Genomic DNA, 25,976 nt, shown 5'->3' with positions numbered 1-25,976 from the left:
TGCTATTTACGATAAAGTGTATTTATAAAGTAGACCGTACGGCTCCACCATCCACCATCATTGTTTGTCCGGTTACAAACCCACTGTGCTTACTCAGCAACCATAAAGCCAGCGATGCAAAATCATCCGCATCACCTAAACGGCCAACTGGTATTTGTTGTATGGCAGCTTGTTTCACTGTATCAAAATCCAAACCAGTCTGTTCACTTTTTTTGTGATACAACCTGTCGATAGCGGGTGTATTATGACTACCCGGACCAAGTATATTCAATGTAACTCCGCTTTTGGCTATTTCCTGGCTCAATGTTTTTACAAAGCCAACGACAGCTAACCGAAGCGATGTACTCAACACTAAATTTTCAATGGGTTGTTTCACACTGCTGCTTTCAACATACACAATACGGCCATAGCCTGCATTGATCATGGCAGGTACAAATGCCTGTGTCAATTCCACTTTCCAGCGCAATATTTTTTTATAAGCATCATCCCAATCGGTGAGTGTTGTTTCCAACACTGTTTTTGCAGGTGGGCCGCCGGCATTAACCAACATTCCATGCAGCTCCCGATCGGCAACAAGATATTTTAAAGCTTCAATGGTGGTTGACTCAGTTATATCGCCCACCACAACTTCTGCATTGCTGTGCATATCGTACTGCTCGTGTAATTGTTCTTCGCCTCTTGCAACTGCAATCACATTTGCACCTTCGTTGAGTAATGCATGTGCTACTGCTTTACCAAATCCACTGGTTGCGCCACCAACGATAAACAGCTGATCGTTTAAATAAAGATTCATGTTCTATTTTTTATTTCAGGTCTGGCCGCTTTGAGCGGCCTGACTTTTACATTCTACTGCAATTTATTTGCATGCCGGCTTACCAACAGCCATCCGTTTTGGCGCTTGGCATAAACTTCGGTATACAGCAACGAAATATCCAGCGGCTTGCCGTCCATGATACCACTGAAGATGCCTTTGCCGTTTACAATCACAAATCCTTTGTATACCCGTGCTTTCGCCTCTGTTACTTTTACATTCGTCATTGTAAGTTTACCCGACCGGATATCTTCAATTACTTCTTTTTTGTTTTGTATCCATCCGTTCGAATGAACGTACTGTACACGCTCATCGAGCATGTTGTTTAACGAATCGAGCCGTTTGTTCACCATCCAGCGAAACTTTGCTTCATGCAGTTTCAATACAAATTTTTCGGTTGCCGATTCATCCATTGCTTTTTGTGCAGATGCATGTACTGTACTAATTAACAGTAAAAGGAATAGAAGTCTTTTCATATACTGAAGATAGTGAGAAGTTGCTGACACAAAAAAGCCCTTCGTAAAACGAAGGGCTCACTTATTTCAACGAAGCTTATGCTTCCATATAAGCATCAATTTCTTTTTGCAGTGCTGCAAAAATTTCATCAATGGTTCCTTCACCTTTTACTTCAGCAAACTTATCAAACTGCTTATAGTAATCGGCCACCACCGATGTTTTGTTGCGGTATTCTGTAATACGTGCACGAATCACTTCTTCGTTGGTATCGTCGCTGCGGCCGCTGGTTAATCCACGGTTGAGCAAACGCTTCACCAGTTCTTCTTCACTTACCAGCAAAGCAATCATGGCAGAAATCTGTGTGCCTTTCAGCTTTAATAATTTATCCAATGCCTCGGCCTGTGCCACCGTACGTGGAAATCCATCAAACAAAAAGCCTTTTGCCTGCGGGTTAGCATCCAATGCCGAACTGATCATACCAATCACTACTTCATCGGGCACCAGCTGACCTTTGTCCATCAGCTTTTTAGCCTCCATACCAAGCGGTGTTTGTGCGGCTATTTCGCTGCGCAACAAATCGCCTGTGCTCAAGTGCTTGAGACCATATTCAACAATTAATTTCTCGGATTGCGTACCCTTGCCGCTACCGGGAGGGCCAAACAGAATCAAATTAAACATAAGCACGTAACTACCTTAGTGAGGCTGTAAATATAGTCAGCATCGTTTAAAAATCTGCAAACTGAACTTATTTTGATTGGAATTTGTTTAAAACAAAGGTTTGTTAAGAGTCGGTATCTGTCGTTTAACAGACATCCGTTAGTATAAGAACCTACGTAACTTTATTCAATCAAATGAAATTGGCATGAAACGAATTGTTAGTATGCTTGTATTGCTGAGCCTGGTACTGGTAAGTTGCGAAGCACAAACAAGTCAACCGAACGTAAAAAAGAATACTATGAGTGAAGCGAAAAAACCGGGAAACCCTGTTTATTCCAAAACAGATTCCAGTAAAGTAAACATGAGCGAAGAAGAATGGAAAAAAATTCTGCCTTCAGATGTGTATTATATTGCCCGCCAGAAAGGTACGGAGCGCCCATGGACCAGTAAGTTTGAAAAATTTGATGAAGTGGGTACGTATTATTGTGCGGCCTGCGGCAATGCATTGTTTAAGAGCGATACAAAGTTCGACAGTGGTTGCGGATGGCCGAGCTTTTATGAACCCATCAGCAAAGGATCCATCATTTACACACCCGACAACAGTCATGGTATGCAGCGTACCGAAGTGCAATGTGGCCGTTGCAAAGCGCATCTGGGTCATGTGTTTGAAGACGGTCCGCCACCAACAGGTTTGCGTTACTGCATTAACGGTGTTATTCTGGATTTTGAAAAAGCAAAAGAAACCGAGAAGAAGTTTAATGAGAAGAAAGGATAAGTACTGTTAGAGATAATTATCAACGAAAGCGAATCTGTATGGGTTCGCTTTTTGTTTTTTGAACTACAAAGGAACAAAGACAGAAAAGAAACAGGAAGGCTTTTTTTTATGCTGGAAGAGAGGTAATTTGTATAAAATTCAGTCAGATGAGTATTAAACAAATGAAAAGTGAGTTATTAAAGGAACTAGATAAAGCTGATGAAAGTACCATCAAAAGCATGTACGATGTATTTAAAATGGTAAGTCAGCAAAAAGGCAGTCCTTCATGGGTTGATTTATCAGCTGAACAAAAGAAAAAAATTGATCTTGGTATCAAACAATTAAAAGAAGGTAAAGGAATCAGTGCCAAAAAAGTAACTGCATCATTAGCAAAAAAATATGGCATTAAAGCCTAAGCAAATAATTCTATCACCATTAGCTGCCAAAGAGCTCGATGAGCTCTATCTATACCTGCAAACAGAATTCGGTCAATCTGCTGTCGAAAAATTTCATAAAAAGTGGATTGCTTTTTTATCTGTCATAGCAAATCAACCACGCCTTTTCCCAATCCTTAACAAACGAAAGAATCTCCGCAAATACGCAATTCATCCGAAAACGCTTATCATCTACAAGCCATCAGTAAGAAACATAGAAATCATCGCAATTTTCAACAACAGGCAAAACCCTCAGAATCTTAAGTCTGTTATCCGTAGAAGAAGATAAACTCCAATCTTTAGGTCTTTATCCCTTTCTCTCTCTTATCGCTTAGCCCACAAGCCACCCATCAAATTCTCTCCACGCATTTTGTTTTCCCTTTATCTTTATCACTTAAGCAAAAAAGTTTATGAGAAAATTTCTGGCGCTGAGCATTTGTCTCACAGCACTTGGCTTTTTAAGCAAAGCCCAAACTCCTTCCTGGTTAAGGTATCCTTCAATTTCGCCCGATGGTAAAACCATTGTGTTTACGTACAAAGGCGATTTGTACAAAGTAGCATCCACAGGTGGTACTGCTACTCCGCTTACCATGCACGAAGCACACGACTTTATGCCGGTGTGGAGTAAAGATGGTAAAAGCATTGCCTTTGCCAGCGATCGTTACGGCAACTTCGATGTGTTTCTGATTCCGGTTGAAGGTGGTGAAGCCAAACGTCTTACTTATCATTCAATGGCGGAATACCCGTACAGTTTTACCAACGATAACAAGGCAGTTGTATTTGGTGGTACACGGATGGATTTACCAACCAACCGCCAATATCCTTCCGGTTACATGACGGAGCTTTACAGTGTTTCAATCAATGGCGGCAGAGTGAATCAACTCTTTACAACACCTGCAGAAGATGTGAAGTTCAGCAAGGATGGCAGCAAACTCATCTATCACAATAAAGTTGGCGGCGAAAACATCTGGCGTAAACATCATACATCGGCTATTACAAGAGATATTGTGCTGTACGATTTTAAAACCAATACACACAAACAAATCACTTCGTTTAATGGTGAAGACAGAAGCCCTGTGTTTACAACCGATGAAAGCGGTTTCTATTACCTGAGTGAAGAAAGCGGCTCATTCAATATTCACAAAATGAGTATGAGTGGTGGCAAATCGGAGAAACTCACTTCGTATAAAAAACATCCGGTACGTTTCCTCAGCAGCAGCAACGATGGTTTGCTGTGTTACAGTTACGATGGCGATATCTATACAATGAAGCCCGGCGCATCTGCACAAAAACTCAACATTACTATTTTAGCCGATGCACGCAATAACCGTGAGCAGGTGTACCGTGTTACAAGCGGCAGTGGTATGAGTGTTGCCCCCAACGGAAAAGAAATTGCCTTTGTATACCGTGGAGAAGTATTTGTTACCAGTGTAGATGGTGGTATAACCAAACGCATTACCAATACACCCGAAGCAGAAACAGCTGTAAGCTTTGCTCCCGATGGAAAAAGCATTATTTATTGCAGCGAACGTGATGGCAAATGGAGTATTTATGAAACCAGAATGGAACGCAAGGAAGAACCTTATTTCTATGCGTCTACCCTTTTAAAAGAAACAGCTGTACTGGAAAATAAAAATACCAATACACAACCTTTGTACTCGCCCGATGGAAAAGAACTGGCGTTTATTGAGAACCGTAATCAACTGCGCATTTACAATCTTGCAAGCAAGCAAAGCCGTACCATTTTAAGCGGCGATCATTTATTTGCATGGACAGAGAATGATCAATACTTCCAGTGGAGCCCCGATGGTAAATGGTTGTTGTTTGATTATGCAATGCCGGGCAGTGCTGTTGGCGAAGTAGGTATTGTAAGTGCCGATGGTAAGAAAATTGAAAACCTTACACAAAGCGGTTTCGGCGATTTTAATGCCAAATGGATTATGGGTGGTAAAGGCATGCTGTGGTTCAGCAACAGAGATGGTTTGCGTGGTGCAGCTATGAGTGGTGGTTCGCAGGCCGATGCCTATGCGATGTTCTTTACACAGGAAGCGTTCGATCGTTTTAAGTTGAGCAAAGAAGAAGCTGCTTTGTTAAAAGAAACGGAAGAAAACAAAGCAAAAGCAGATACCAGCAAAAAGAAAACTGCAGCAAAAGATTCTGTTGTGATTGATTGGGATGGCTTGAGTTTGCGTAAAACAAAACTCACCATTCACTCCTCTTCAATGGGCGATGCATTGGTAAGTAAAGATGGAGAAACACTTTACTACCTGGCACGTTTTGAACGTGGCATGAATTTATGGACCACTAATCTCCGTACCAAAGAAACCAAAATGCTGGTGCCGTTGAATACCGGTTTTGCCAGTATGGTATGGGATAAAGAACAGAAGAGTATTTTCCTGAATGCCGATGGTGGATTTATGAAAATTGATCCGGCCGGTGGTAAACAAGACCGCATCAGCATCAATGGAGAAATGCTGGTAGATGGATTGAAGGAACGCCAGTACCAGTTCGATCATGTATGGCGCAGAACAAAAAATACATTCTACACCAAATCATTCCACGGTATTGATTGGGATAGCTACAAACCTGATTACGAAAAATACTTACCGCATATCGGCAACAACTATGAAATGAGTGAAATGCTGAGTGAGTTGCTGGGCGAATTAAATGTGAGCCATAGCGGTGCTGCATACAGTGGCAACTTTACTGCCAATGCAGATGCTACTGCCGCACTGGGTATTTTCTACGACTTTACACACAAAGGCAACGGTATTAAAATACTGGAAGTAATTAAAGATGGTCCGTTAGACAAAGCAGGGATGAATGTAAAAGCAGGAACCATTATTGAAAGCATCGATGGTGAAGTTATTACAGCAGATAAAGACATTGCACAATACCTCAACCGCAAAGCAGGAAAGAACACATTGGTTGTTTTGGTTGAAGGAAATACAAAACGTGAACTCATTATTAAACCTGTTTCGTTAGGCGAAGAAAACCGTTTGCTGTATGCACGCTGGGTAAAACGCAATGCTGATGAGGTTGATAAGATGAGCAACGGCACATTGGGTTATGTACATATACCGGGTATGAACGATGGTGCTTACCGTACAACCTATGAAGAAATCATGGGTAAGTATTTCCAAAAGAAAGGTATTGTAGTGGATACCCGCAACAACGGCGGTGGCGACTTGGTTGCAGATTTAGCGATGTTCCTCAGCGGCAAAAAGTTTATGGACTATGCTACTGATACACGCAGCAATGGTTACGAACCTAATTTCCGCTGGACCAAACCCAGCATTTCATTAGCGAATGAAGGCAACTACAGCGATGGTCATTGTTATGCATACATGGTGAAAGAAGTAGGTATTGGTAAATTAGTGGGTATGCCTGTACCGGGCACCTGTTCGTTTGCTGCGTGGGAGGCACTGATGGATACCGGTATCCGTTGGGGTGCGCCTACTGTTGGTTGTAAAGACAGTAACGGCAACTACCTCGAAAATGCACAAACAGAACCGCATGTAAAAGTGAAGAACGAAAATGAAAAAGTAAGTACCGGCAGCGACCAGCAATTGGAAACAGCTGTAAAAGAATTGATGAAAGAAACAAAATAAGTACGAGGCACAAAGTTAGAAGTACGAACAACGCCACTACAAAATGTAGTGGCGTTGTTGTATCAGTAAGTATCAATAAACATCAATACTGCGCCAACGGCATTTCAACCAGCAGTGCAAATCCTTTACCCGTTGCCGATTCAACTACTGCCGTTCCATCCAGTACCGTTAAACGGTTACGGATATTTTTTAAACCAATGCCTTCTTCTGCTTTTCCATTTTTCAAACCAATACCATTATCTGCAATACGCATTTTAAATAACGAGTTGGTAGTGGAAAGTGTAATTACCACCTTTTCTGCTTTGGAATGCTTTAGAATATTTGTGCACTGCTCCTGCACAATACGGTATGCTGTAAGTTTTTGTTCGTCGCTCAACAAATCATCAGAAAAAGCTTTGTTGTTGATTTTAGTTTTCAGCCCAACACTGTTTAACATTGTTTGTGTAAGCCTGGTTATCTGCTGCAAAATTGTTTCTGTAACACGGTTCGGTGTAACCAGCTCATGGGAGATCCGTCTGTTTTCATTTACTGCATGGCGTATGTTTTCAATACATTTTGGTAAAAACTCCTCCAGCATCGACCGGTTAGCGCTGATCATCGATAACAGCATATTGGTACCTACCAGAATCTGGTTAACGTTATCGTGCAGTTCTATACCAATGGTATTGCGTTCTTTCTCCTGGCCTTGCAGCATTGCTTGTGTTATTTTTCGCTGCTCGTCGATCTGGCTTTTCAATCGTTCCATCTCCAGTCGCTTTACCTCTGTAATATCAATGTGCATTACAACAGCTCCTTCAAATCCGTTACCACGTAGCGCTGTTACAATCATCCTGAACCAGCTTTTATGATTTTGTAATTCGCAGGAATGCTCCATTACAAAATCATTTTTTGCACCACTCAGCACAGCTCTTATTCCAACAACCATTTCCTTTACATCAACTGTAGAATTTTTAGACCGGCCTTTTGCAGATAAATAGTTATCGCCAACAGTATACTTCCCAATAATCGGACAAAGTCTTTTATTGCTTTCGTTCCATGATTGATTTACATCCTGAATAATTCCTTTTTTATCGATCAAAGCAATATTGGCCGGCAGTGTATTTAAGATGGTTGACAATCTGGAAGCCATGATACTGTTTTCTTCCAGGCTTTTGCGTAATTGCTCTTCAGCTAACTTCCTCGCTGTAACATCCTGCTTCGATCCAAACATCTTTATGGCTGCACCATCTTCATCACGGGTAATAGAAAAGCGGTCGGAGATATAAGCATACTCTCCATTAGCTTTCAACAACCGGTATTCTACATAACCCTTTGTGATGCGTTTATTATCTCTCGCCCTGTCTTCTTCCTTTACAACACGTTCTCTATCGTCGGGGTGAATTCGTGATTCCCAAAATTTCAGATCGTAATAATCGTTCACAATCGGGTAGCCAAACAGATTTTTATATCCGTTACCAAGTACAAATGTTTTTCCGGTTCTGTAATCGTGCTCCCACATTGCATCGCTGGTGGCATTTGCTACCGATTCGTAACGCTCATTCGAATGCTTAATTTCTGCTTCTGCATTTTTCCGGTCTGTTATATCCAAATGAAAGCCGTCCCACACGACTGTATTCTTATCAACTTCTCTTGGTGTAGAAACAATATTGAGCCAACGTATTTCATTTTTATAATTACGGCTGCGTACTTCAACATTAAATGTAGTCTTATGTATATACGAATCAATTTCTGCCTGTTCCATAACAGCCCTGTCTTCTTCAAGAATACTGTTATACAGAATGAATGGATTGTCCATTACTTCCTGTGGCGAACAACCCGTAATGCGGGTCACCTCTTTGCTTAAGTACGTAAACTTTCTGCTTTCCAAAGAAGTGCCTGTTAATTGATAGATCATTACACCTGGCAGGTTATTACTTAACGTATGAAGCTGTGCATTTTGTTCAGTAATTTTTTGCTGTGCTTTTTTCTGCTCGGTAATATCCATGATCATCCCATGCCACACTGTACTGCCATCTGCTTCACGCATGGGCATTGAACTTCCGTTATGCCATACCAATCCTTTTTCCGGATGATTGTACCGATGCTCTACCTGCCATGCCGTAAGATTTTCGGCAGATGCTGTTATTTCACGAAAGATCATTTCAGCATCTTCGGGATAGATGCGATCGAAGATCGGCTGCGGATTATTTTTGAGTTGCTCGAATGTAAAGCCATAAATTTCTTCTACTGCATTATTGGCATAAGGCATGGTAAACGATCCATCGGGCGCCATACGGAACGAGTAGATTAACCCCGGTACAACTGCTGCAATACTTTCCAGTTTACCCCGTTCTTCTTTTAATGCTTTTGCTGCTCTTACTTTATCTGTAATATCAACCGACAGAATAAAAATACCTTCCGGCACAGGTTGCAGACTCAACTGAAACCAGATTTGAAAACCACCCGGAAAAATAAACATGTTTTCAATCTGCATCGATTTCTGCTCTGCCATACACTCTTCTGCCAACTGGTAAATACGATTTTCGCTCATGGCAGGAACAAGTTCGAGCAGGTTGCGGCCTATCAACGCTTCTTTCGGGATTCCAATTTGTTTAGAAAACGCATCGTTTACATAGATATACTTTTTATCGTAACCGATAATCTGTACCCCTTCAATCATTGTGTCGAGTGAATTACGGTAACGCTCTTCACTGATTTTTGCTTTTTCCTCTGCTTCTTTTTTTTCTGATACATCCCGATAGTTGAATACGATGGATTGCACATCTGCATCGTGCAGCAAATTGGTTGCAGTACCTTCCATCCACAAATACGTACCATCTTTCTTTTGATACCGAAACAGGCATTTTACTGTACTGCCGGGAGCATGCATCAGTTCCTTTATTGCTTTACCAACCTTCTCAATATCCTCCGGATGTATAAATGCCAATGCATCTGTACCAATGGTATCTTCATCGGTACGGCCCGTTGTTCGGTTAACCGATGGGCTGCGATAAGTAATTCGAAACGATGCATCGAGCAGTACAATTAAATCAAAACTATTTTCAATTAATGATCTGAAACGTCTTTCACTGGCCTTTACTACATTTTCTGTATGCACTTTGTCTGTTACATCTTCCAGCAAGGCAAGCCTGGCTTCGATTCCATCAAACATTATTGTTTGTGCCCATGCCTCCACAAGTATTTCGTTACCCGCTTTTGTAATATGTTTCCACACCCCACGATTTTGTGAGCCTTCAAAGCTTTCGATCAGCGGTTCAATACCCTTCAACCGCTCATGCTCTTCTTCCGGACGAATGTCGTAAAGTGTCATGCCAATAAACTCCGCCTCACTGTAACCATATTTCATTACTGCCTGCCGGTTTACGGCCAGAAAACGAAAGGTATGCGGATCAAAAATCCACATGGGCAACGGGTTATTTTCAAACAGGTTCCGGTATTGTATTTCACTCTTTTTAATTTCTTCGGTACGCACTTTTACTTTCTCTTCCAGATCATTATTAACAGCCTGTAATTGCAGGGCCAATGATTCCAAATCTTCCTGTGCTTTTTTACGTTCGGTAATATCCCGAACTGTTACCATCATGTAATTACCTTCTTCACTTCGCACCGGCGCCAAGGCAATATCTGCGGGAAAAATATGCCCGTCTTTACGTACGGCTTTTAGCTCAATACCTGTTTGCATGGCACGCATCCGTTGTTCCTTTACGAATGTTGCACGCTGTTGCTGATGTTTTTCCCGTAACTGTTGCGGTATCAGCATCTCTACTGTACTGCCAACCATTTCCTGTTTTGTAAACTGAAATACCTGTTCGGCTTTGGTATTTACAAATTCGATGATTCCTTTATCGTTACTGATAATGATGGCTTCGGGTGCCAGATCGAGCAATACCCGGAATTTATCATACCTGCCAACTTCAGGTATTTGCTCAACAGTGTAGATCAACGCCTGCAGTTGTCCATTTTCCATAACAGGCTTGCAGGTATGTTTACAATTAATGAATACGCCGGTTAAAAATTTTACAGAAGCCTCTAAGCTTTGTTGTTGATTGGTTGCCGTTGCATGACTGATGAGGTTTGTAATACTTTCTATTTGGTTGTTACCCACCTGCAGAACAGCCGAAAGTAAACGACCTTGCACATTGTTGTCTGTACCGGAAGCTAAACTGCTGCAGTCTGCGGTAGCTGCGAGTATGCATCCATCAGGTGTAAGTATGAAACTACAGCCAGGCAATGCCGACATAAGCAATGGTAAAGTGGAAGTGGGGATCATAAAATTACTACTGTCAAATATTCTTATTCAACACATGGGGCCTGTTCTTTAAGAGTCGATGATGGGTAGTAGTAATGTGTATGCGCCAGAGACTCGCAAACAAGCTATTTCAATATAGACACAAGATAGAAGCGACTTGCTGATTATCGTCAGCTAAGTAAGTAATCTGCCGGAGAATAGGGGTAATTACCTAACCCCTTTCCTTTCTACTACTCAGATTTTATGCTTACCACTACAGAAAAAATTATTGAGCAATTGTACACTATCAGCATTCGTTACCAGCTGTAACAGCGCACCGGGTTTACGCTAAACTCCACTCATCAAACAGCCATCTGCAAAGGCTCCACACTGCACTGTTTGTAGCTGTTTCGGCTGTATATTTAAACAACCACTTAACTATTGCATATGAAACGCAGAGATTTTCTCCGTAACAGTACACTTGCAGGTGCCACTACATTGGTAGCCGCAGCCTGCAATCCATCCACAACAAAAACAACATCGGATAACGCAACAAATGAAGCTGCCGATACATTTGCCTTAAACGAATTAACCATTGATGATCTGCAGGCAAAAATGAAAGCAGGCAATTATACATCTGAACAAATTACGCAGCTGTATCTCGACCGCATTAACAGCATTGATAAAAACGGACCTAAACTGAATGCCGTGATTGAAATGAATCCTGATGCGATCAGCATAGCACAGCAAATGGATGCGGAACGTAAGGCCGGTAAACTGCGTGGACCTTTGCATGGCATTCCTGTTTTGATTAAAGACAATATTGATACGGCTGATAAAATGATGACGACTGCGGGTTCGCTTGCATTGATGGATCATATTGCGAAAGCGGATGCTTTTCTTGTTAGCAAGCTGCGTGCTGCAGGTGCGGTGTTATTAGGTAAAACCAATTTATCGGAATGGGCCAACTTCCGTTCTTCCAATTCCTGTTCGGGATGGAGCAGCCGTGGCGGACAAACAAAAATGCCGTACATACTCGATCATAATCCCTGCGGTTCCAGCTCCGGTTCGGGTGTTGCTGTATCGGCGAATTTATGTGCTGTTGCCATTGGTACCGAAACCGATGGATCCATTACCTGTCCTGCATCGGTAAATGGTACAGTAGGTATAAAACCAACAGTTGGTTTGGTAAGCCGCAGCGGTATTATTCCTATTTCGGCAACTCAGGATACTGCAGGGCCGCTTACACGCACTGTAAAAGATGCCGCCATTCTTTTATCGTGCATAACAGGTGTTGATGCGAATGATGCAGTTACAAAAGAAAGCGAAGGAAAGATTGCAAAAGATTATACCGTTTTCTGCAAAGCAGATGGCTTGAAGGGGAAACGTTTAGGTGTTGAAAAAAAGAAATACGAGAACCAGTTTTTAAACCGCTTGCTTGAAAAAGCGATTGCTGATTTAAAAGAACAGGGTGCAGAAGTTGTTGAACTGGACTATCTCGATAAATTAAATGACTTAGGTGGTGCAGAATATGAACTGATGAAGTTTGAGTTTAAAGATGGATTGAATAAGTACCTGTCGGCCTCAAATGCAAAGCTGAAAACAATTGATGAAGTGATTGCATTTAACAAAGCCAATGAAGATAAAGTGATGCCTACGTTTAAGCAGGAGAACATGGTAGCCAGTGCAGCAAAAGAAGGACTCGACAGCAAAGCATACAAAGAAGCTTATGCCAAAAGTCATCTTGGTTCGAAGAAAATCATTGATGATGTATTACAGCAAAATAAACTAGACGCATTGATTGGTTTAACCATGGGGCCATCGTGCAGTATTGATGTGATTTACGGTGATCGCTGGGGCAATGTATTTCTTACGGGTCCTGCTGCTATGAGTGGTTATCCGCATATTTCTGTTCCTTGTGGATTGCTGTATGATTTACCGGTTGGTCTTTCATTCTTCAGTACAGCATATACAGAAGGTGAGTTAATCAGTTTGGCTTATGCGTATGAGCAAGCCACCAAACATCGTGTACAACCATCGTTTAAAAAAGCATTTCTGGCATAAAATAAATCATGCTCCTTTGTAACGTTCGTACAAAGGAGCATGATCAACTATCAACAAGAAATCAAAAACGATCAATCCTTTAATTCACATTCATCTTAAAACGCTTCACCTGTTCTTTAATGATGCGTTCCACTTCTGTTTCCATTGTTGACACCGTTGCATCGGCACCTTTCTTTTTCTGCTCATTGATGTATTGCTGGCGTTGCCGGTTGAGTGCAATCATTTTTGTTTGAATTGCTGCACGCTCTTTCTGCTTTTGTACAATGATTGTTTTTAACTCTGCTGTTGATTTATTCTGCAAACTGTCGGGCAATGTTTTCTTATCGATCTTTTGAATTTCTTCTTCCTTTCCTGCAGTACGGTCTACCAAATCCCAATCAGCGTTGTTATAGATCATATTATTACTTTTTGCTTCTGCCCGTTTGATGCCGGCTTTTTTACTCATCATGGTATTGGCCTGATCCATTTTCTGCTGCTTTTCGTACAACGCCTGTCCTCTTGCGCCATAGCTGATGTAGGTGCTGTTGAGTTGTTCGTTGAGTTTAAAAATTTCATCATCGTAAGGTGTGGCAATGTCTTCAATTTTATAATCCTGGTTGATGTTTGTAAAACTGCCGTTGCCACATTCGCCCATCAGGTTCCAGAACTCCCGTATGCCTTGCTGTCTTTCGCCGCAGTAAATGGTATTCACAATAACGCCTTTGCTTTTTGCAGCTGTACAGGCTTGTGTAAAACTGACATTCCCCTGGCGGAAACTTTCATTGCCTGCAATAAAAATTACTTTGTACGAATTGGGATTACTGTCCCACTTCAATTCATTAATGGAGGAATAGATAACCTGACCACAATACTCATCGCCACCGTTGGTGGTTAGTGCAAACAGATTTTGTGAGAGCGAATCGAGGTTGGTCATAAAATTATTGATCTGGCGGATGTATCCCTTCCGCACATCGTTGCGTGGGGTACCATACTCGTACAAGGCAATTTCAATTTTGGGATTGGCTTTGTTATCGCAATGCACACGGCCGAGTGTGTTGACCATGGTCCACAGTTGTGCCTTGGCCTGGTCGATGAGGCCATCCATACTGTTGCTGACATCGAGCAGAATAGCCACCTGTATTTTTTGATCGGTTGTTGGCGGAGGTGCTGTTGTTATTTGTTTTTGTTTATGGGGCTTACAAAAAGCAAATGCGAGCAGAGCGGCTGTACATACTGTTGCAACAGCCAGCAATGGTTTACGGTTTGTTTGCATAACGTTGATTTTGTGGTGGGATGCAGCAGGTGCTGCAAATACACAGGTACTCTGTTTGCTTTGGGAATGTTTTAACAGAACCAAAGAGGCCTGTTGTGGTGTAACTATTCGGCTTTTGTGTTCGTGCACCCACCCTTTTGAACGCTTTTAACTGCCTTGAAGGTGGGCTAAGCCGTGCTTTATCTGTGCACTACCTGTCGGGAGTACCGGCTATTAGATGTGCTCAAAAACGGCAAAAACGCTCAAAAACGGCATAAATGGCCGTTGGATTTTTCAGTCGCAGACTTGTTTTCTATTTTGTGTGTATGGCACAACAAATGGGGTTACTGAAGATAACGGGAACGATTGGCGGTGTTTGTTTTTACTGCCTTGACGGGGTGTATTATGCAAGGGCAAAAAGTTCGCTTACGGGGCAACGAGTAAAGCGTGATCCGGCATTTGCAAAGACGATGCAGCATGCGGATTTGCTTGGAAGAGCGGCGAAGATTGCCTCTGAACGCTATCGGCGAACGGTGCCGAAAGCGGAACGGAGCCGGGGTAAGTACCGGGAACTGGTGGGTGTGGTGTTAAGGGAGCTACGGGAGGAGGCCACGGAGGCACAACGAAAGATACCGCAAGAGAACCACGAACAGCACGAATGGACACGAAGGTTTAGCAGCCACAGATTGACACGGATTGTCTCGTCCTGAAATAGGTTGACAACAAATCAACCATTTATTCTGAGAAACGTCTCCCGCAGGGGACGTTTCGTAACAAGATAGCCCTACTTTAATTTTAGCTGACTTCTTTATTTTGTAAACCCAGCAACAGCCAAACAGTTATAACAGGTAGTGGTGCGGTGCTTTACGCTTGTGAAAAGAGTACGTGCTGGATGACGGTTGTATGGTTTCGGGGACTGTTGCAGGAGACGACGGAGGAACGAATTGTATTTGCTAACGATTTTTGAGGGGAAACAATATTTTAAACTGATTGCAAATTAGCAATGAGCAAAAAAATGCGAAAGTTTGCAGGGATGAAAGCTTCGTATATTTATGCGTTGGCTCTAATTATACCAGACCTCACAAAATTCTAACAGTATGAAAAAATATTCAGTAACAATCATCTTGACAACGTTTATAAATTTTGGATTTGGACAGACAGAAAAAATAGTTAACAAAACTGTTGCTGACAGTTTTGAGATGAATTATAATGCAGACAATTTTGACGCAATATTTTCAAGTTTCTCCACAGAAATGCAAACAGCATTACCACTTGACAAAACGAAAGAATTTTTTACAGGGCTGAAAACACAAGCAGGAAAAATTACAAAAAGACAATTTGTAAAATACGAGCAGACTTACGCCTCATACAAGACACATTTTGAAAGAGCATTATTTGCAGTCAATATTTCAGTTGACAACAATTCAAAAATCAACGGACTGTTTGTGAAGCCCATCAAAGAAAGTAATTTGCAAAAATCAGTTCGTAACACAACAAAACTAATTTTACCATTTAAAGACGAGTGGACAGTAATTTGGGGTGGCGACACAAAAGAATTAAACTATCACGTTGAAAGCGAAGCTCAAAAAAATGCCTTTGACATTGTAATAACTAACGACAAAGGAAATTCATACAAGACAGACGGGAAAACCAATGAAGATTATTATGCTTTCGGAAAAGACCTCATTGCACCTTGTGATGGAGAAGTTGTTTTAGTAGTTGATGGGGTTAAAGACAATGTGCCAGGAATTTTAAATCCTGTTTATGTTCCAGGCAACACAGTTATTATTAAGACACTAAAGAACGAGTATTTATTTTTTGCTCACTTTAAACAGCATTCAATAGTAGTTAAGCAAGGACAAAAGATAAAGCAAGGACAACTGCTTGGACTTTGTGGAAATTCAGGCAATTCATCAGAACCGCATTTACATTTTCACATCCAAAATGTAGAAGATATGAATTCTGCAACAGGCGTTAAATGCTACTTTGACAAAATACAAGTAAACGGACAGACTAAAACAGATTATTCTCCAATTCAAAAAGATAAAATAAGCAACGAGAAAAAATAACTACAGCCAACAAATGGCTTGCCGCAAGGCTGGCGGACGGAATAATCCCGCATCTGCGGGATACTACTATCAGCTAATATCGGGCTTGACCGAATTCTACCTGGCTTTTAGTTGTTAACTTCAACTTCAATTTGTCTCGTCTTGAAATAGGTTGACTGCAAATCAATCATTTTATGGATTTAAAAGAACAGATTATTAAGGAGTATCTGGAAACAGATTGCGGTTACCGGAGTCTTCAATCAAAGTATGGCATCAGCCGCACTACTATTTGCAAATGGGTGCAAATTTACCATGGTGTTTATGGATTAGGAAGAACAGCTAAACAACAAAACCATTATCCTGGAGATATGGATGATTGGAACAAAAAACGCTTACCCAAAAGCAAATCACAACTAAAAGCTGTTACACCCTACAGCATTATAAACTGCGAAAGAACTAAGCTAGTTAATAAATTACTTCGGTATTTGTTATTGTTATTTGGGCTCAGTGTTCTAGCTTCGCTACGATTGAAAGTAAATTACAGGTTTTTTGCCTGCTGTCAGGAATATTTTTCTGCCGATTCGTTTCATGTTTTAGTTTTGCAGCGTGAAATTGTTTACACAGCTGCTTATTGTTTACATTCTGCTGTTGAGCATGTTTCCTTGTCCGGAAGATGTGTTTACTGCTGATAAGGATACAGCTACTGTTGCACTTACCCAAACAGCAACAGATGATGATTGCAAAGATGATTGTCCACCATTTTGCGCCTGTTCCTGCTGTGGTATTCAACTGATGCGTAACTGCAATTGCATACATATAAAAACACCGGTGCAGCTTGCAGTTTATCATCCTGTTGTACAAACATTAGCCCTATCCGATGTTTACCGCCCCATCTGGCAACCGCCGCAACTGAGTTAAGCGCTTCGTACTATTTCTTAACTCAACCATTTAATTTTATTTATGCAAAAAATTCTTTTGCTGTTCCTGCTTACATGTATTTGTAGCAGTGTTACAGCGCAACATACCTTATCGTTTACAGTAAAAGATAAACATACCAATGAAGTATTATCAGCCGCTACTGTGCAGCTTGCACAACGTAGTACCGTAACCGACAGCAGCGGTAAGGTCAGCTTCACCAATCTTCAACAGGGCGTTTACAAAGCAACCATATCACATGTTGGTTATTCCACACAATCCATTACCATTACGGTACCACTTGCAAACAATGAAGCAGTTGTGGTGCTGCTTGAACGGGAAGAAGAAGAGGAAGAAGAGATTATCATTACCTCTACCCGCAGCACACGGACTTTTCAGAATATTCCGACCCGTGTAGAGTTTATTGCAGGTGAAGAGCTGGATGAAAAAGCAAATATGAAACCGGGCGATATCCGCATGTTGCTGAATGAAAGCACCGGCATTCAAACACAGCAAACATCGGCCACATCGGCCAATGCGTCTATCCGCATACAAGGTTTGGATGGTCGTTATACGCAAATACTCAAAGATGGTTTTCCATTGTACAATGGCGCAGCAGGTGGATTGGGGTTATTACAAATTGCACCGCTCGATCTAAAACAGGTAGAAGTGATTAAAGGTTCTGCTTCCACATTATATGGCGGTGGTGCCATAGCAGGTTTGGTGAATCTTATTTCAAAAACACCCACAGCAGAACGGGATTTTAAAATTCACCTCAACGGTACAACTGCAGGCGGAATTGATGCAAACCTCTTTTATGGCAAACGTATCAATAAGTTTGGCCTCACCGTTTTTACATCACGAAACAGCAATGCAGCCTACGATCCTGCAAAAATTAATTTATCTGCTATTCCTGCATTTCAGCGTTACACTGTTAATCCCCGTTTGTTTTATTATCCTTCAGCAAAAACAAAATTGATATTGGGTATAAATACTGTTGTTGAAAACAGGCTTGGTGGCAATATGGAATACATCAAAGAAAATACAACAGCCGGTTATTACGAACGTAACAAATCGCAACGGTATGCTGCACAGTTTTCACTCGATCATGATTTTGGAGAAGCGAGTCGTTTTACATTAAAACAAAGTGTAAGTTATTTCAACCGTAAACTAAGTACACCCGGTTATGTATTTGAAGGAAAGCAACTGAACAGTTTTACAGAAGCCAATTATTCACATCATGGGGAAACTGCAGAATGGGTGGCGGGTGTTAATATGTGGAACGAACATTTTAATGAAGTGCCGCACAGCAATACTGCAGTACGCAGTTTTAAACAAAATACTGTTGGTGCGTTTGTGCAAAATACATTTAAAGTAAACGAATGGTTACATTTTGAAAGTGGTGTACGTGGCGACTACGTCAACAATTATGGTTTTGCTTTTTTACCACGTGTAGCTGTTTTGTTTAAACCTTCCGCTTCCTTCAGCTCCCGTATTGGTGGTGGTATGGGTTACAAACCGCCTACCATTTTTACAGAAGAAAGTGAACGTTTACAATACAGCCAGGTTCTGGGTATTGATGCCTCCAATAAACTTGAAAGAAGTTATGGCTTTAATGCCGATGTAAACTATAAAACCAAGTTATTTGATGCAGTAAGTTTCAGCATCAACCAGTTGTTCTTTTATACCCGTATTAATCAACCGTTGCTGTTACAAAGCACACCCAACGGCAGAAAGTTCGTAAACAGCAGTGGCCATATTGATACAAGAGGTATTGAAACCAATATCAAAATCGGTTACGAAGATTTTAAACTCTTCCTTGGTTATACATTTACCGATACGAAAATTCATGAAGGAATCAACAAGCGTGTTAACCCGTTAACAGCACGCAACCGCATCAATGCTGTATTAATGTATGAAGCAGAAGAAAAATGGAAAGCAGGACTTGAGGCTTATTATTTCGATAAACAATTACTTACCGATGGCCAAACCGGTAAAGCGTACTGGATCTGCGGATTTATGGTTGAACGTTTGTGGGAAAAGTTTTCACTGTACATCAACTTCGAAAATTTTCTTGATGCAAGACAAACACGCTTCGACAGTATTTATACCGGCAACATCAACAATCCTGTTTTTCGTGATGTATATGCACCACTCGATGGCTTTGTTGTAAACGGTGGTTTAAAAATAAAACTGTAATACAGCAGCATTTCATTTACAACTTTTAACGTGCATAAAAAAAGAGCCACTACGCAACAGTGGCTCTTTTTATTCATCACCAATCAAAACAAATATTAATGATGTTCGGGAGCTAGTTTTACATCATCGGGGCTACGCCACAATGCACTCAGCAAGAGTTCACGCATAAAGAAAAATTCTTTGGGTAAACGGTCATATGCTTTTTCAAACAACTCTTCATGACCCAGTAATTCTTTCTTCCACAGCTCACGGTCTACATGCATAATATTGTTGAAATCGTCTTTGCATAATTCATCCATACCTGTCCAGTCCAGATCACGGTAGCGTGGTCTCCAACCGATCGGACATTCAACAGCACTTGCTTCGCCTTTGCTGCGTTGTACAATCCATTTGAGTACACGCATGTTTTCTCCAAAGCCGGGCCATGCAAATTCGCCTTTTTCATTTTTGCGGAACCAGTTAACACCGAAAATGCGTGGTGCATTGGGCAGATCACGACCAAACTGTAACCAGTGGTTGAAATAATCGCCGAGGTGGTAACCAAGGAACGGCAACATGGCAAACGGATCACGACGCACTTTGCCTAACTCACCAAATGCAGCAGCTGTCATTTCGCTGCCCATTGTTGCAGCAAGGTATACACCAAAGTTCCAGTTGAACGATTGATAAACTAATGGTACAGCAGAGCTTCTTCTTCCACCAAATACAAATGCGGTAATCGGCACACCTTCGGGATTATCCCAATCGGCATCAATTACAGGATTCTGGTAAGCAGGCGCTGTAAAGCGTGCATTGGGGTGAGCCGCAGGTTTACCACTTGCTTTATCGTACAAGTTTCCTGTCCAGTCAATCAAACCTTCGGGTGCTTCTTTGCTCATGCCTTCCCACCAAACATCACCATCAGGTGTAATACCCACGTTGGTAAAAATGGTGTTGGCCCGTATGCTGTCCATTGCATTGGGATTTGTTTTGCGGTTGGTACCCGGTGCTACACCAAAGTAACCGGCTTCAGGATTAATCGCATACAAACGGCCATCCTGTCCTTTATGAATCCATGCAATATCATCGCCAACGGTTGTTACTTTCCATCCATTTAAACCTTCCGGCGGAATCATCATGGCAAAGTTGGTTTTGCCGCATGCGCTGGGGAAAGCAGCAGCGATATAACTCTTCTCTCTTTCGGGCGATTCTACACCAAGTATCAGCATGTGTTCTGCAAGCCATCCTTCATCACGTCCCATGACACTGGCAATACGCAATGCAAAACATTTTTTACCCAGCAAGGCATTACCACCATAACCGCTGCCGTAAGAAATGATCAACCGCTCTTCAGGGAAATGTGTAATGTATTTTTCGTGCGGGTTACAAGGCCATTTTACATCCAGCTGTCCTTCGTGTAAAGGCGCACCCAATGTGTGCACGCATTTTACAAACGAATCGTCGATGAAAGGCATTACCTGGTCGCCCATGCGTGTCATAATACGCATGTTGATGACAACGTATTCACTATCGGTAAGCTGTACCCCGTAACGAGAGAGGGATGAGCCAACCGGGCCCATGCAAAAGGGAATTACATACATGGTTCTTCCCTTCATACTTCCTTTGGTTAAACCTTCCAGTAAGGTTTTCATCTGGTTCGGCTCCATCCAGTTGTTGGTAGGGCCGGCATCTTCTTTTCTGCGGCTGCAGATATAGGTACGATCTTCTACACGGGCTACATCGCTGGGATCGCTGAAGCAAGCATAACTGTTAGGGCGTTTTTCGGGGTTGAGTTTAATAAATGTACCCTTGTCTACCAGTTGCTGGCACAATGCATCGTATTCTTCCTGTGAACCGGTGCACCAGTGTACGTTTTCGGGCTGAAAATGATCCTGCATTTTAAGGACCCACTCTTTCAATTCGGTTTTGTCGGGGGCAATCATCTTGTTTTAGTTTTAGTTAGACAAACATAATATCCTTTTCTTCATATGCAAGTAAGCTGTAAACTGTTTTTTAGCGAATGATGAATATAAGTGTGCTGTCCAATCTGTATCAGCATTTTACTTGCACGCTAACTTTTCGTTAGTAGATAAACGTTTTGTTTGTATCGACCAACAAGCAATTCGTTGTTTATCGATAAAGAAACTCCTTCTGTTATCAAAGCAACTGTGCTCATCGCTTTATGGTTTGTACAGCAATTGCAGGAATTAGTTTTATGTTCTTAACTATTAAATCTTATCATCATGCTACAGTATTTTAAACAGCTTACGCTTACAGCCATTATCATTATTGCCGGCTTCACTGCATCTGCACAACATCAGCTACAACCACTTGCAAAAGACGAAGGTTACTGGGTTATTGAAACCAGTGTTCAGCAACCTAAACAGGCACGGGTAGTCTTTTACAATCACCTGCACCAGGTAGTGTATGCAGAGCAGGTAAACGGATTCGTACTCCATATTGAACGTACAAAAGTTCAACGAAAACTTAACAAAGCGTTGAAAGAAGCACTTACCGCATCCGAACAGGGAACTCTTGCTGCCAACGAAAACCGTGTGGTTGCTGCCTATTTCAGAAAAAAATAAAGAGTTGCAGCTGCCTGTCATCGGCAAAGGCCGTTTGTCGACAGAATTAAATCGTTTGTCTATACATGCTTCGTAAAGCTTTCAAATCTTTACGAAGCACTGTAACTTTAAAGAATGATGATTGAGAAATATCCCTTTTTATTTTCCGACAGCAGACGTTACCAGCTTGCCCGCCATGCAAGTTACTGGCTGTTCTGGATGGTATTCCAGGGGTTTCTTTACTCGTTTGTTGCCGTTCGCAGAGGGTTTCTTTACTGGCCCCGGCTCCAATCGTCGTTTGTGGAATCATTGATTTACCTGATTCCGCACATGTTTCTGTCGTACATGCTCATATACTTTGTTATTCCCCGTTACCTGTTAAAACAAAAATATTTTGCAACCATTGTATGGGTGCTTTTCCTGTTTTTTCTTTCGGCACTGATCTCCTCTTTTTTATCTGTTACGCTTATTGAAAGTACCCGCCTTTATTTTATGAGCAGGGATTATATTTCTGCTTTGCGAGACGACGGAAAAGGGCTCACTATCTTCCTTGGTTTAATGGCAGGATTTCGTGGAGCCATTACCATTGGTGGCATTTCGGCAGCCATTAAACTTATGAAGCATTGGTATGTAAAAGAACAACGCAACCTTATTCTGCAAAAAGAAAATATGGAAGCCCAGCTGAAAGTGCTGAAGGCGCAAATACATCCCCACTTTTTATTCAACACGCTCAACAATATTTATTCTTATACCCATAACAGCTCGCCTGCAGCATCGAAAATGCTGATGGAGTTATCGGATATACTGCGTTACATTTTATACGAAGGCGACCAGCAACGGGTACCCTTAAGTAAAGAATTAAAACTGCTGCGTGATTATATTGAACTAGAGCAGTTGCGTTATGGTAATAAACTGGAAGTTACAGTCAGCTATCCTTCTAATGCTGAGCAGTATACCATTGCTCCGCTGCTGCTGCTGCCTTTTGTAGAAAACTGTTTTAAACATGGAACAAGCACAATGCTCGAAAATCCGTGGGTAAGTCTTCAGCTACACATCAGCAACGATACCTTGTATATGAAACTGCTTAACGGAAAAGCAGAACAACCTGTTGCACACCAATCGGGTATTGGTTTGCAAAATGTAAAAGAACGTTTGCGTTTGCTGTACCCGGGCGAACACGACTTGCAAATTATGAATGAACCTGATGTGTTTATTGTGAACCTGAAAATAAAGCTGGAGCTGATACCTGCCACGCAACCTGTTATCGTAAAAGAAAAAACACTTACGCATGCCTGATGCACAAAAAATACGCTGCCTGGTTGTAGACGATGAGCCGCCTGCCCGTGAAATTATTAAGCAATACATTGCCGATACACCTATGCTGCAATTGGAAGGTGAATGTGGTAATGCTATACAGGCGATTAGCTTTTTACAGCAACAGCAAGCCGATCTTATTTTCCTCGACATTCGCATGCCACAATTATCGGGTACGGATTTTTTAAAAACATTACCACATCCGCCCAAAGTAATTTTTACTACTGCCCATGCAGAATATGCATTAGATGGCTACGAACTGGATGTGGTTGATTACCTGTTAAAACCAATTCGCTTCGATCGTTTTTTAAAAGCTGTCAACAAAGCGTACCAGTACAGCAGTTTGAAAACAGCTGTTGAAAAAACAATTCCTGACCAGGAAAAAACAGATGCCTTTGTTTATTTCCGAGCCGACAGAAAAATGATTAAAGTAGTACTTGCCGATATCCTCTACATCGAAAGCATGAAAGATTATGTAAAAGTTGTAACCACACAGGAAACAATTATTACCAAACAATCCATCAGTTCGGTAGAAGCCATGCTGCCGGAAAATCAATTCATCCGTTCGCATCGTTCGTTTATTGTTTCCTTACAAAAAATAAAGTCGTACACAAGTGAGTTGATACAGATTGGGAAAACAGAAATTCCTATCGGCAAAATTTACCGCAGCCATGTTTTAAAACTTTTAAGCTGAGTTTGGTTTTTGCATCCTGCAATTTTCATCCTACCTTTTCTACCTAATTACAGCGTATGGTAGGATGGATTACTTCACTTTGGTTTAAACTGCGGGGCTGGAAAGTTACCGGTACTTTCCCGAACGATGTTCCTAAAATGGTATTGGCTGTTGCACCGCACACCAGTGCATGGGATATTGTTGTGGGTTTAGCTGCACGCTATCTTATTCCGATAAAGCATGCTTACTTTCTTGGTAAAAAAGAATTATTCGACGGGCCGTTTGGCTGGTTCTTTCGTGCCATTGGCGGTACACCGGTCGATCGTTCTTCATCGCAGGGATTGGTGAAACAGGTTGCAGATAAGTTTGCGCAACACGATGTTTTCCGTATTGCTATGAGCCCGGAAGGAACAAGAAAGAAAGTAGATAAACTCCGTACAGGTTTTTATTACATTGCCAAAGAAGCCAATGTACCCATTCAGTTAGTTGGTTTCGATTTTACAAAACGGGAAGTAATTATGGGGCCACTCATTTATCCTTCGGCCGATGAAACCAACGACTTTAAACAGATCCTTTGCTTTTTTGCAGCTGTTGAAGGCAAGCACAAAGAAATGGGTATACAACACCTGCTGCACTAAAAAGTGCTATGCCCTATTTACTACGGCACAGCACTTGCTAAATCATCGATCAACCTTTAAAAATTTTGATCGTCGGCACTTGGGCCGTAACTACCGGGAATAGGAATGTTGAGCAACCGCAGGTAAACACCCAACTGTGCACGGTGGTGTGTGGTTTGTGCAAACGAATGACGGAGTGCTTCATACTTCGTCAGATCAGCCAGCACGGTGTCGCCCATACACATTTTCCAATGTTTGTTTACCAGCGTATCATCATCCGTTTTTTCAAGTAGAGATTTTCCTTTGCTGTACGATTTTTCAAGCAAGTCCAGTAACTCTTTGTTATTGCTTACAGGAGATGGCGTGTACGGCTGTGCTGCAAAGTCGAGTACTTCATGCTCCAGAATATGTTCGGGCCAGCCGGGTATTTCTGCAATATGAATGGCCAGGTTTTTCATAGGCATACTTTTTTCATGTGGCTTCCAGTCGAACTTATCGTCGGGAACTAATGCAAGCATTTTACGTGTGGTAGCAATTTCCTGCTCCATTTCTTTAACGAGCAATTGTGTAAGATTCATAGCTGATTGTTTTTAGAATTCAAAGAAACAACCGGCCACTGACAACCCTATGGCAGTGTACTTTTTGCGTCTGCAAAAAAATTAATAATTCACCGGCAGCTGCTTCATGTAGTCGTTAATATCAATATGGTTGCTTTTGGAAAATGTAATGCCGGTATCTTTTACTTTCAGTATGCGTGAAACCCTGAAATCACGGTAGTCGTTTCGTACATGGCACCAGGCAGCCAAATGCCAGTTGTAAGCATAAAAGATTAAACCAATAGGCTCTACTTCCCGTTTACTTACTTCGTTGTTATTGTTTTTATAATCGAGCAGCAGTTTTGTTTTGGAAGAGATGGCTGTTTGCAAAACAGAGAGGTGTTCAAAATCGGTATAGCCCGGATACATCGTTTGGAATTTTGTTTGCTGATGCAGGCGCTCCAGCTTTTCTTTTTGCGAAGGCCGCATCACCGCTTTTACTTTGTCGAGTGCTGCCGTATAATGTGTAAGAATGGATTTATCGGCAAAGCGTTCTACAACTGTCTGCATTAACAATAACGCATTTGCTTCCTCACTGGTAAAACTTACCGGTGGCAGAAAAAACCCATCTACTAAAAAATAGCCACGGTGTTGCTCAAAACTTACAGGTATTCCCTGTTCGGCGATGGCCTTCATATCTCTGTAAACCGTACGTACACTGATGTTATACTTGGCAGCAATTTTTTCGGCAGTTACAAACTTTTTCGTTTGCAAAGTTGTAATAATGCCCAACAGGCGGTCAACACGGTTCATAATAAAAAATAGATTCATTCAAATGTAGCAATTCCCATTCCAAGTAAAAAGCGCTGATTTTGTGTTAACTTC

21 protein-coding genes are annotated in these 25,976 nt (G+C 41.6%); 13 read left to right on the top strand and 8 right to left on the bottom strand.

Going from position 1 to position 25,976, the window contains the following annotated elements; genetic code table 11:
• Positions 1-22: 22 nt before the first annotated feature.
• From IQ13_RS07265 to IQ13_RS07255, 3 genes are all read right to left on the bottom strand, one after another.
• Entirely contained in the window at positions 23-793 is a 771-nt protein-coding gene (locus tag IQ13_RS07265) for an SDR family oxidoreductase (protein WP_144885474.1), read from the bottom strand.
• A gap of 53 nt (positions 794-846) precedes the next feature.
• Entirely contained in the window at positions 847-1,287 is a 441-nt protein-coding gene (locus IQ13_RS07260) for a nuclear transport factor 2 family protein (RefSeq protein WP_144885472.1), read from the bottom strand.
• Between the two features lie 76 nt (positions 1,288-1,363).
• On the bottom strand, positions 1,364-1,945 hold the full coding sequence (locus IQ13_RS07255) for an adenylate kinase (RefSeq protein WP_144885470.1): 582 nt from the start codon (positions 1,943-1,945) through the stop codon (positions 1,364-1,366).
• A 184-nt stretch (positions 1,946-2,129) separates the two neighbouring features.
• Between IQ13_RS07255 and msrB the strand changes: the two genes are divergently transcribed.
• The 4 genes from msrB (at position 2,130) to IQ13_RS07235 (ending at position 6,723) form a co-directional block, all read left to right on the top strand.
• Positions 2,130-2,699 (top strand): peptide-methionine (R)-S-oxide reductase MsrB, encoded by a 570-nt coding sequence (msrB, locus tag IQ13_RS07250; RefSeq protein WP_144885469.1) that lies wholly within the window; start codon positions 2,130-2,132, stop codon positions 2,697-2,699.
• A gap of 146 nt (positions 2,700-2,845) precedes the next feature.
• On the top strand, positions 2,846-3,094 hold the full coding sequence (locus tag IQ13_RS07245; protein WP_144885467.1) for a hypothetical protein: 249 nt from the start codon (positions 2,846-2,848) through the stop codon (positions 3,092-3,094).
• Entirely contained in the window at positions 3,078-3,401 is a 324-nt protein-coding gene (locus IQ13_RS07240) for a type II toxin-antitoxin system RelE/ParE family toxin (protein WP_144885466.1), read from the top strand. The genes IQ13_RS07245 and IQ13_RS07240 overlap by 17 nt, the downstream gene beginning before the upstream one ends.
• Before the next feature lie 121 nt (positions 3,402-3,522).
• A complete protein-coding gene (locus tag IQ13_RS07235) occupies positions 3,523-6,723 on the top strand; it encodes a S41 family peptidase (RefSeq protein WP_144885464.1) in 3,201 nt (1,066 codons plus the stop codon).
• Positions 6,724-6,805: 82 nt separating this feature from the next.
• Here the strand turns inward: IQ13_RS07235 and IQ13_RS07230 are convergent, their stop codons facing one another.
• Entirely contained in the window at positions 6,806-10,963 is a 4,158-nt protein-coding gene (locus tag IQ13_RS07230; RefSeq protein WP_158637345.1) for a sensor histidine kinase, read from the bottom strand.
• Positions 10,964-11,398: 435 nt separating this feature from the next.
• Here IQ13_RS07230 and IQ13_RS07225 point away from each other — a divergent pair, with 435 nt between their 5' ends.
• The gene (locus IQ13_RS07225) at positions 11,399-13,015 is read left to right on the top strand and encodes an amidase (protein WP_144885460.1); all 1,617 of its coding nucleotides are present in this window, start codon (positions 11,399-11,401) and stop codon (positions 13,013-13,015) included.
• Between the two features lie 79 nt (positions 13,016-13,094).
• On the opposite strand, the gene IQ13_RS07220 is transcribed toward IQ13_RS07225, so the two are convergent.
• Positions 13,095-14,267 carry a vWA domain-containing protein gene (locus tag IQ13_RS07220; RefSeq protein ID WP_144885458.1) on the bottom strand — a complete coding sequence of 391 codons (1,173 nt, stop codon included), beginning with the start codon at positions 14,265-14,267 and terminating at the stop codon, positions 13,095-13,097.
• Positions 14,268-15,343: 1,076 nt separating this feature from the next.
• Here IQ13_RS07220 and IQ13_RS07215 point away from each other — a divergent pair.
• From IQ13_RS07215 to IQ13_RS07200, 4 genes are all read left to right on the top strand, one after another.
• Positions 15,344-16,315: a M23 family metallopeptidase gene (locus IQ13_RS07215; protein ID WP_144885456.1), complete on the top strand. Its 972-nt coding sequence runs from the start codon at positions 15,344-15,346 to the stop codon at positions 16,313-16,315.
• A gap of 173 nt (positions 16,316-16,488) precedes the next feature.
• Positions 16,489-16,983 (top strand): hypothetical protein, encoded by a 495-nt coding sequence (locus IQ13_RS07210; protein WP_144885454.1) that lies wholly within the window; start codon positions 16,489-16,491, stop codon positions 16,981-16,983.
• The gene (locus tag IQ13_RS07205) at positions 16,949-17,212 is read left to right on the top strand and encodes a hypothetical protein (RefSeq protein WP_158637344.1); all 264 of its coding nucleotides are present in this window, start codon (positions 16,949-16,951) and stop codon (positions 17,210-17,212) included. The genes IQ13_RS07210 and IQ13_RS07205 overlap by 35 nt, the downstream gene beginning before the upstream one ends.
• A 42-nt stretch (positions 17,213-17,254) precedes the next feature.
• Entirely contained in the window at positions 17,255-19,408 is a 2,154-nt protein-coding gene (locus IQ13_RS07200) for a TonB-dependent receptor (RefSeq protein ID WP_144885450.1), read from the top strand.
• A gap of 95 nt (positions 19,409-19,503) precedes the next feature.
• On the opposite strand, the gene IQ13_RS07195 is transcribed toward IQ13_RS07200, so the two are convergent.
• A complete protein-coding gene (locus IQ13_RS07195) occupies positions 19,504-21,330 on the bottom strand; it encodes a phosphoenolpyruvate carboxykinase (GTP) (RefSeq protein WP_144885448.1) in 1,827 nt (608 codons plus the stop codon).
• Between the two features lie 300 nt (positions 21,331-21,630).
• On the opposite strand from IQ13_RS07195, the gene IQ13_RS07190 reads away from it, so the two are divergent.
• The 4 genes from IQ13_RS07190 to IQ13_RS07175 all read left to right on the top strand — a co-directional run bounded on the left by IQ13_RS07190 (position 21,631) and on the right by IQ13_RS07175 (position 24,576).
• The gene (locus IQ13_RS07190; protein ID WP_144885447.1) at positions 21,631-21,972 is read left to right on the top strand and encodes a hypothetical protein; all 342 of its coding nucleotides are present in this window, start codon (positions 21,631-21,633) and stop codon (positions 21,970-21,972) included.
• 114 nt (positions 21,973-22,086) lie between these two features.
• Positions 22,087-23,247 carry a sensor histidine kinase gene (locus tag IQ13_RS07185; RefSeq protein ID WP_199758206.1) on the top strand — a complete coding sequence of 387 codons (1,161 nt, stop codon included), beginning with the start codon at positions 22,087-22,089 and terminating at the stop codon, positions 23,245-23,247.
• Positions 23,240-23,959, top strand: coding sequence for a LytR/AlgR family response regulator transcription factor (locus IQ13_RS07180; RefSeq protein ID WP_144885445.1), 720 nt, complete (start codon positions 23,240-23,242; stop codon positions 23,957-23,959). The genes IQ13_RS07185 and IQ13_RS07180 overlap by 8 nt, the downstream gene beginning before the upstream one ends.
• A gap of 56 nt (positions 23,960-24,015) precedes the next feature.
• Positions 24,016-24,576, top strand: coding sequence for a 1-acyl-sn-glycerol-3-phosphate acyltransferase (locus IQ13_RS07175; RefSeq protein ID WP_144885443.1), 561 nt, complete (start codon positions 24,016-24,018; stop codon positions 24,574-24,576).
• Between the two features lie 56 nt (positions 24,577-24,632).
• On the opposite strand, the gene IQ13_RS07170 is transcribed toward IQ13_RS07175, so the two are convergent.
• Positions 24,633-25,133 carry a DinB family protein gene (locus IQ13_RS07170; protein ID WP_144885441.1) on the bottom strand — a complete coding sequence of 167 codons (501 nt, stop codon included), beginning with the start codon at positions 25,131-25,133 and terminating at the stop codon, positions 24,633-24,635.
• Between the two features lie 81 nt (positions 25,134-25,214).
• Positions 25,215-25,904, bottom strand: coding sequence for a helix-turn-helix transcriptional regulator (locus IQ13_RS07165; protein ID WP_144885439.1), 690 nt, complete (start codon positions 25,902-25,904; stop codon positions 25,215-25,217).
• Positions 25,905-25,976: the final 72 nt, after the last annotated feature.

Origin of the sequence: Lacibacter cauensis (assembly GCF_007830055.1) — a bacterium.
GTDB classification, from domain to species: Bacteria; Bacteroidota; Bacteroidia; order Chitinophagales; family Chitinophagaceae; genus Lacibacter; species Lacibacter cauensis.
This window is presented reverse-complemented; position numbering and strand designations above follow the sequence as displayed.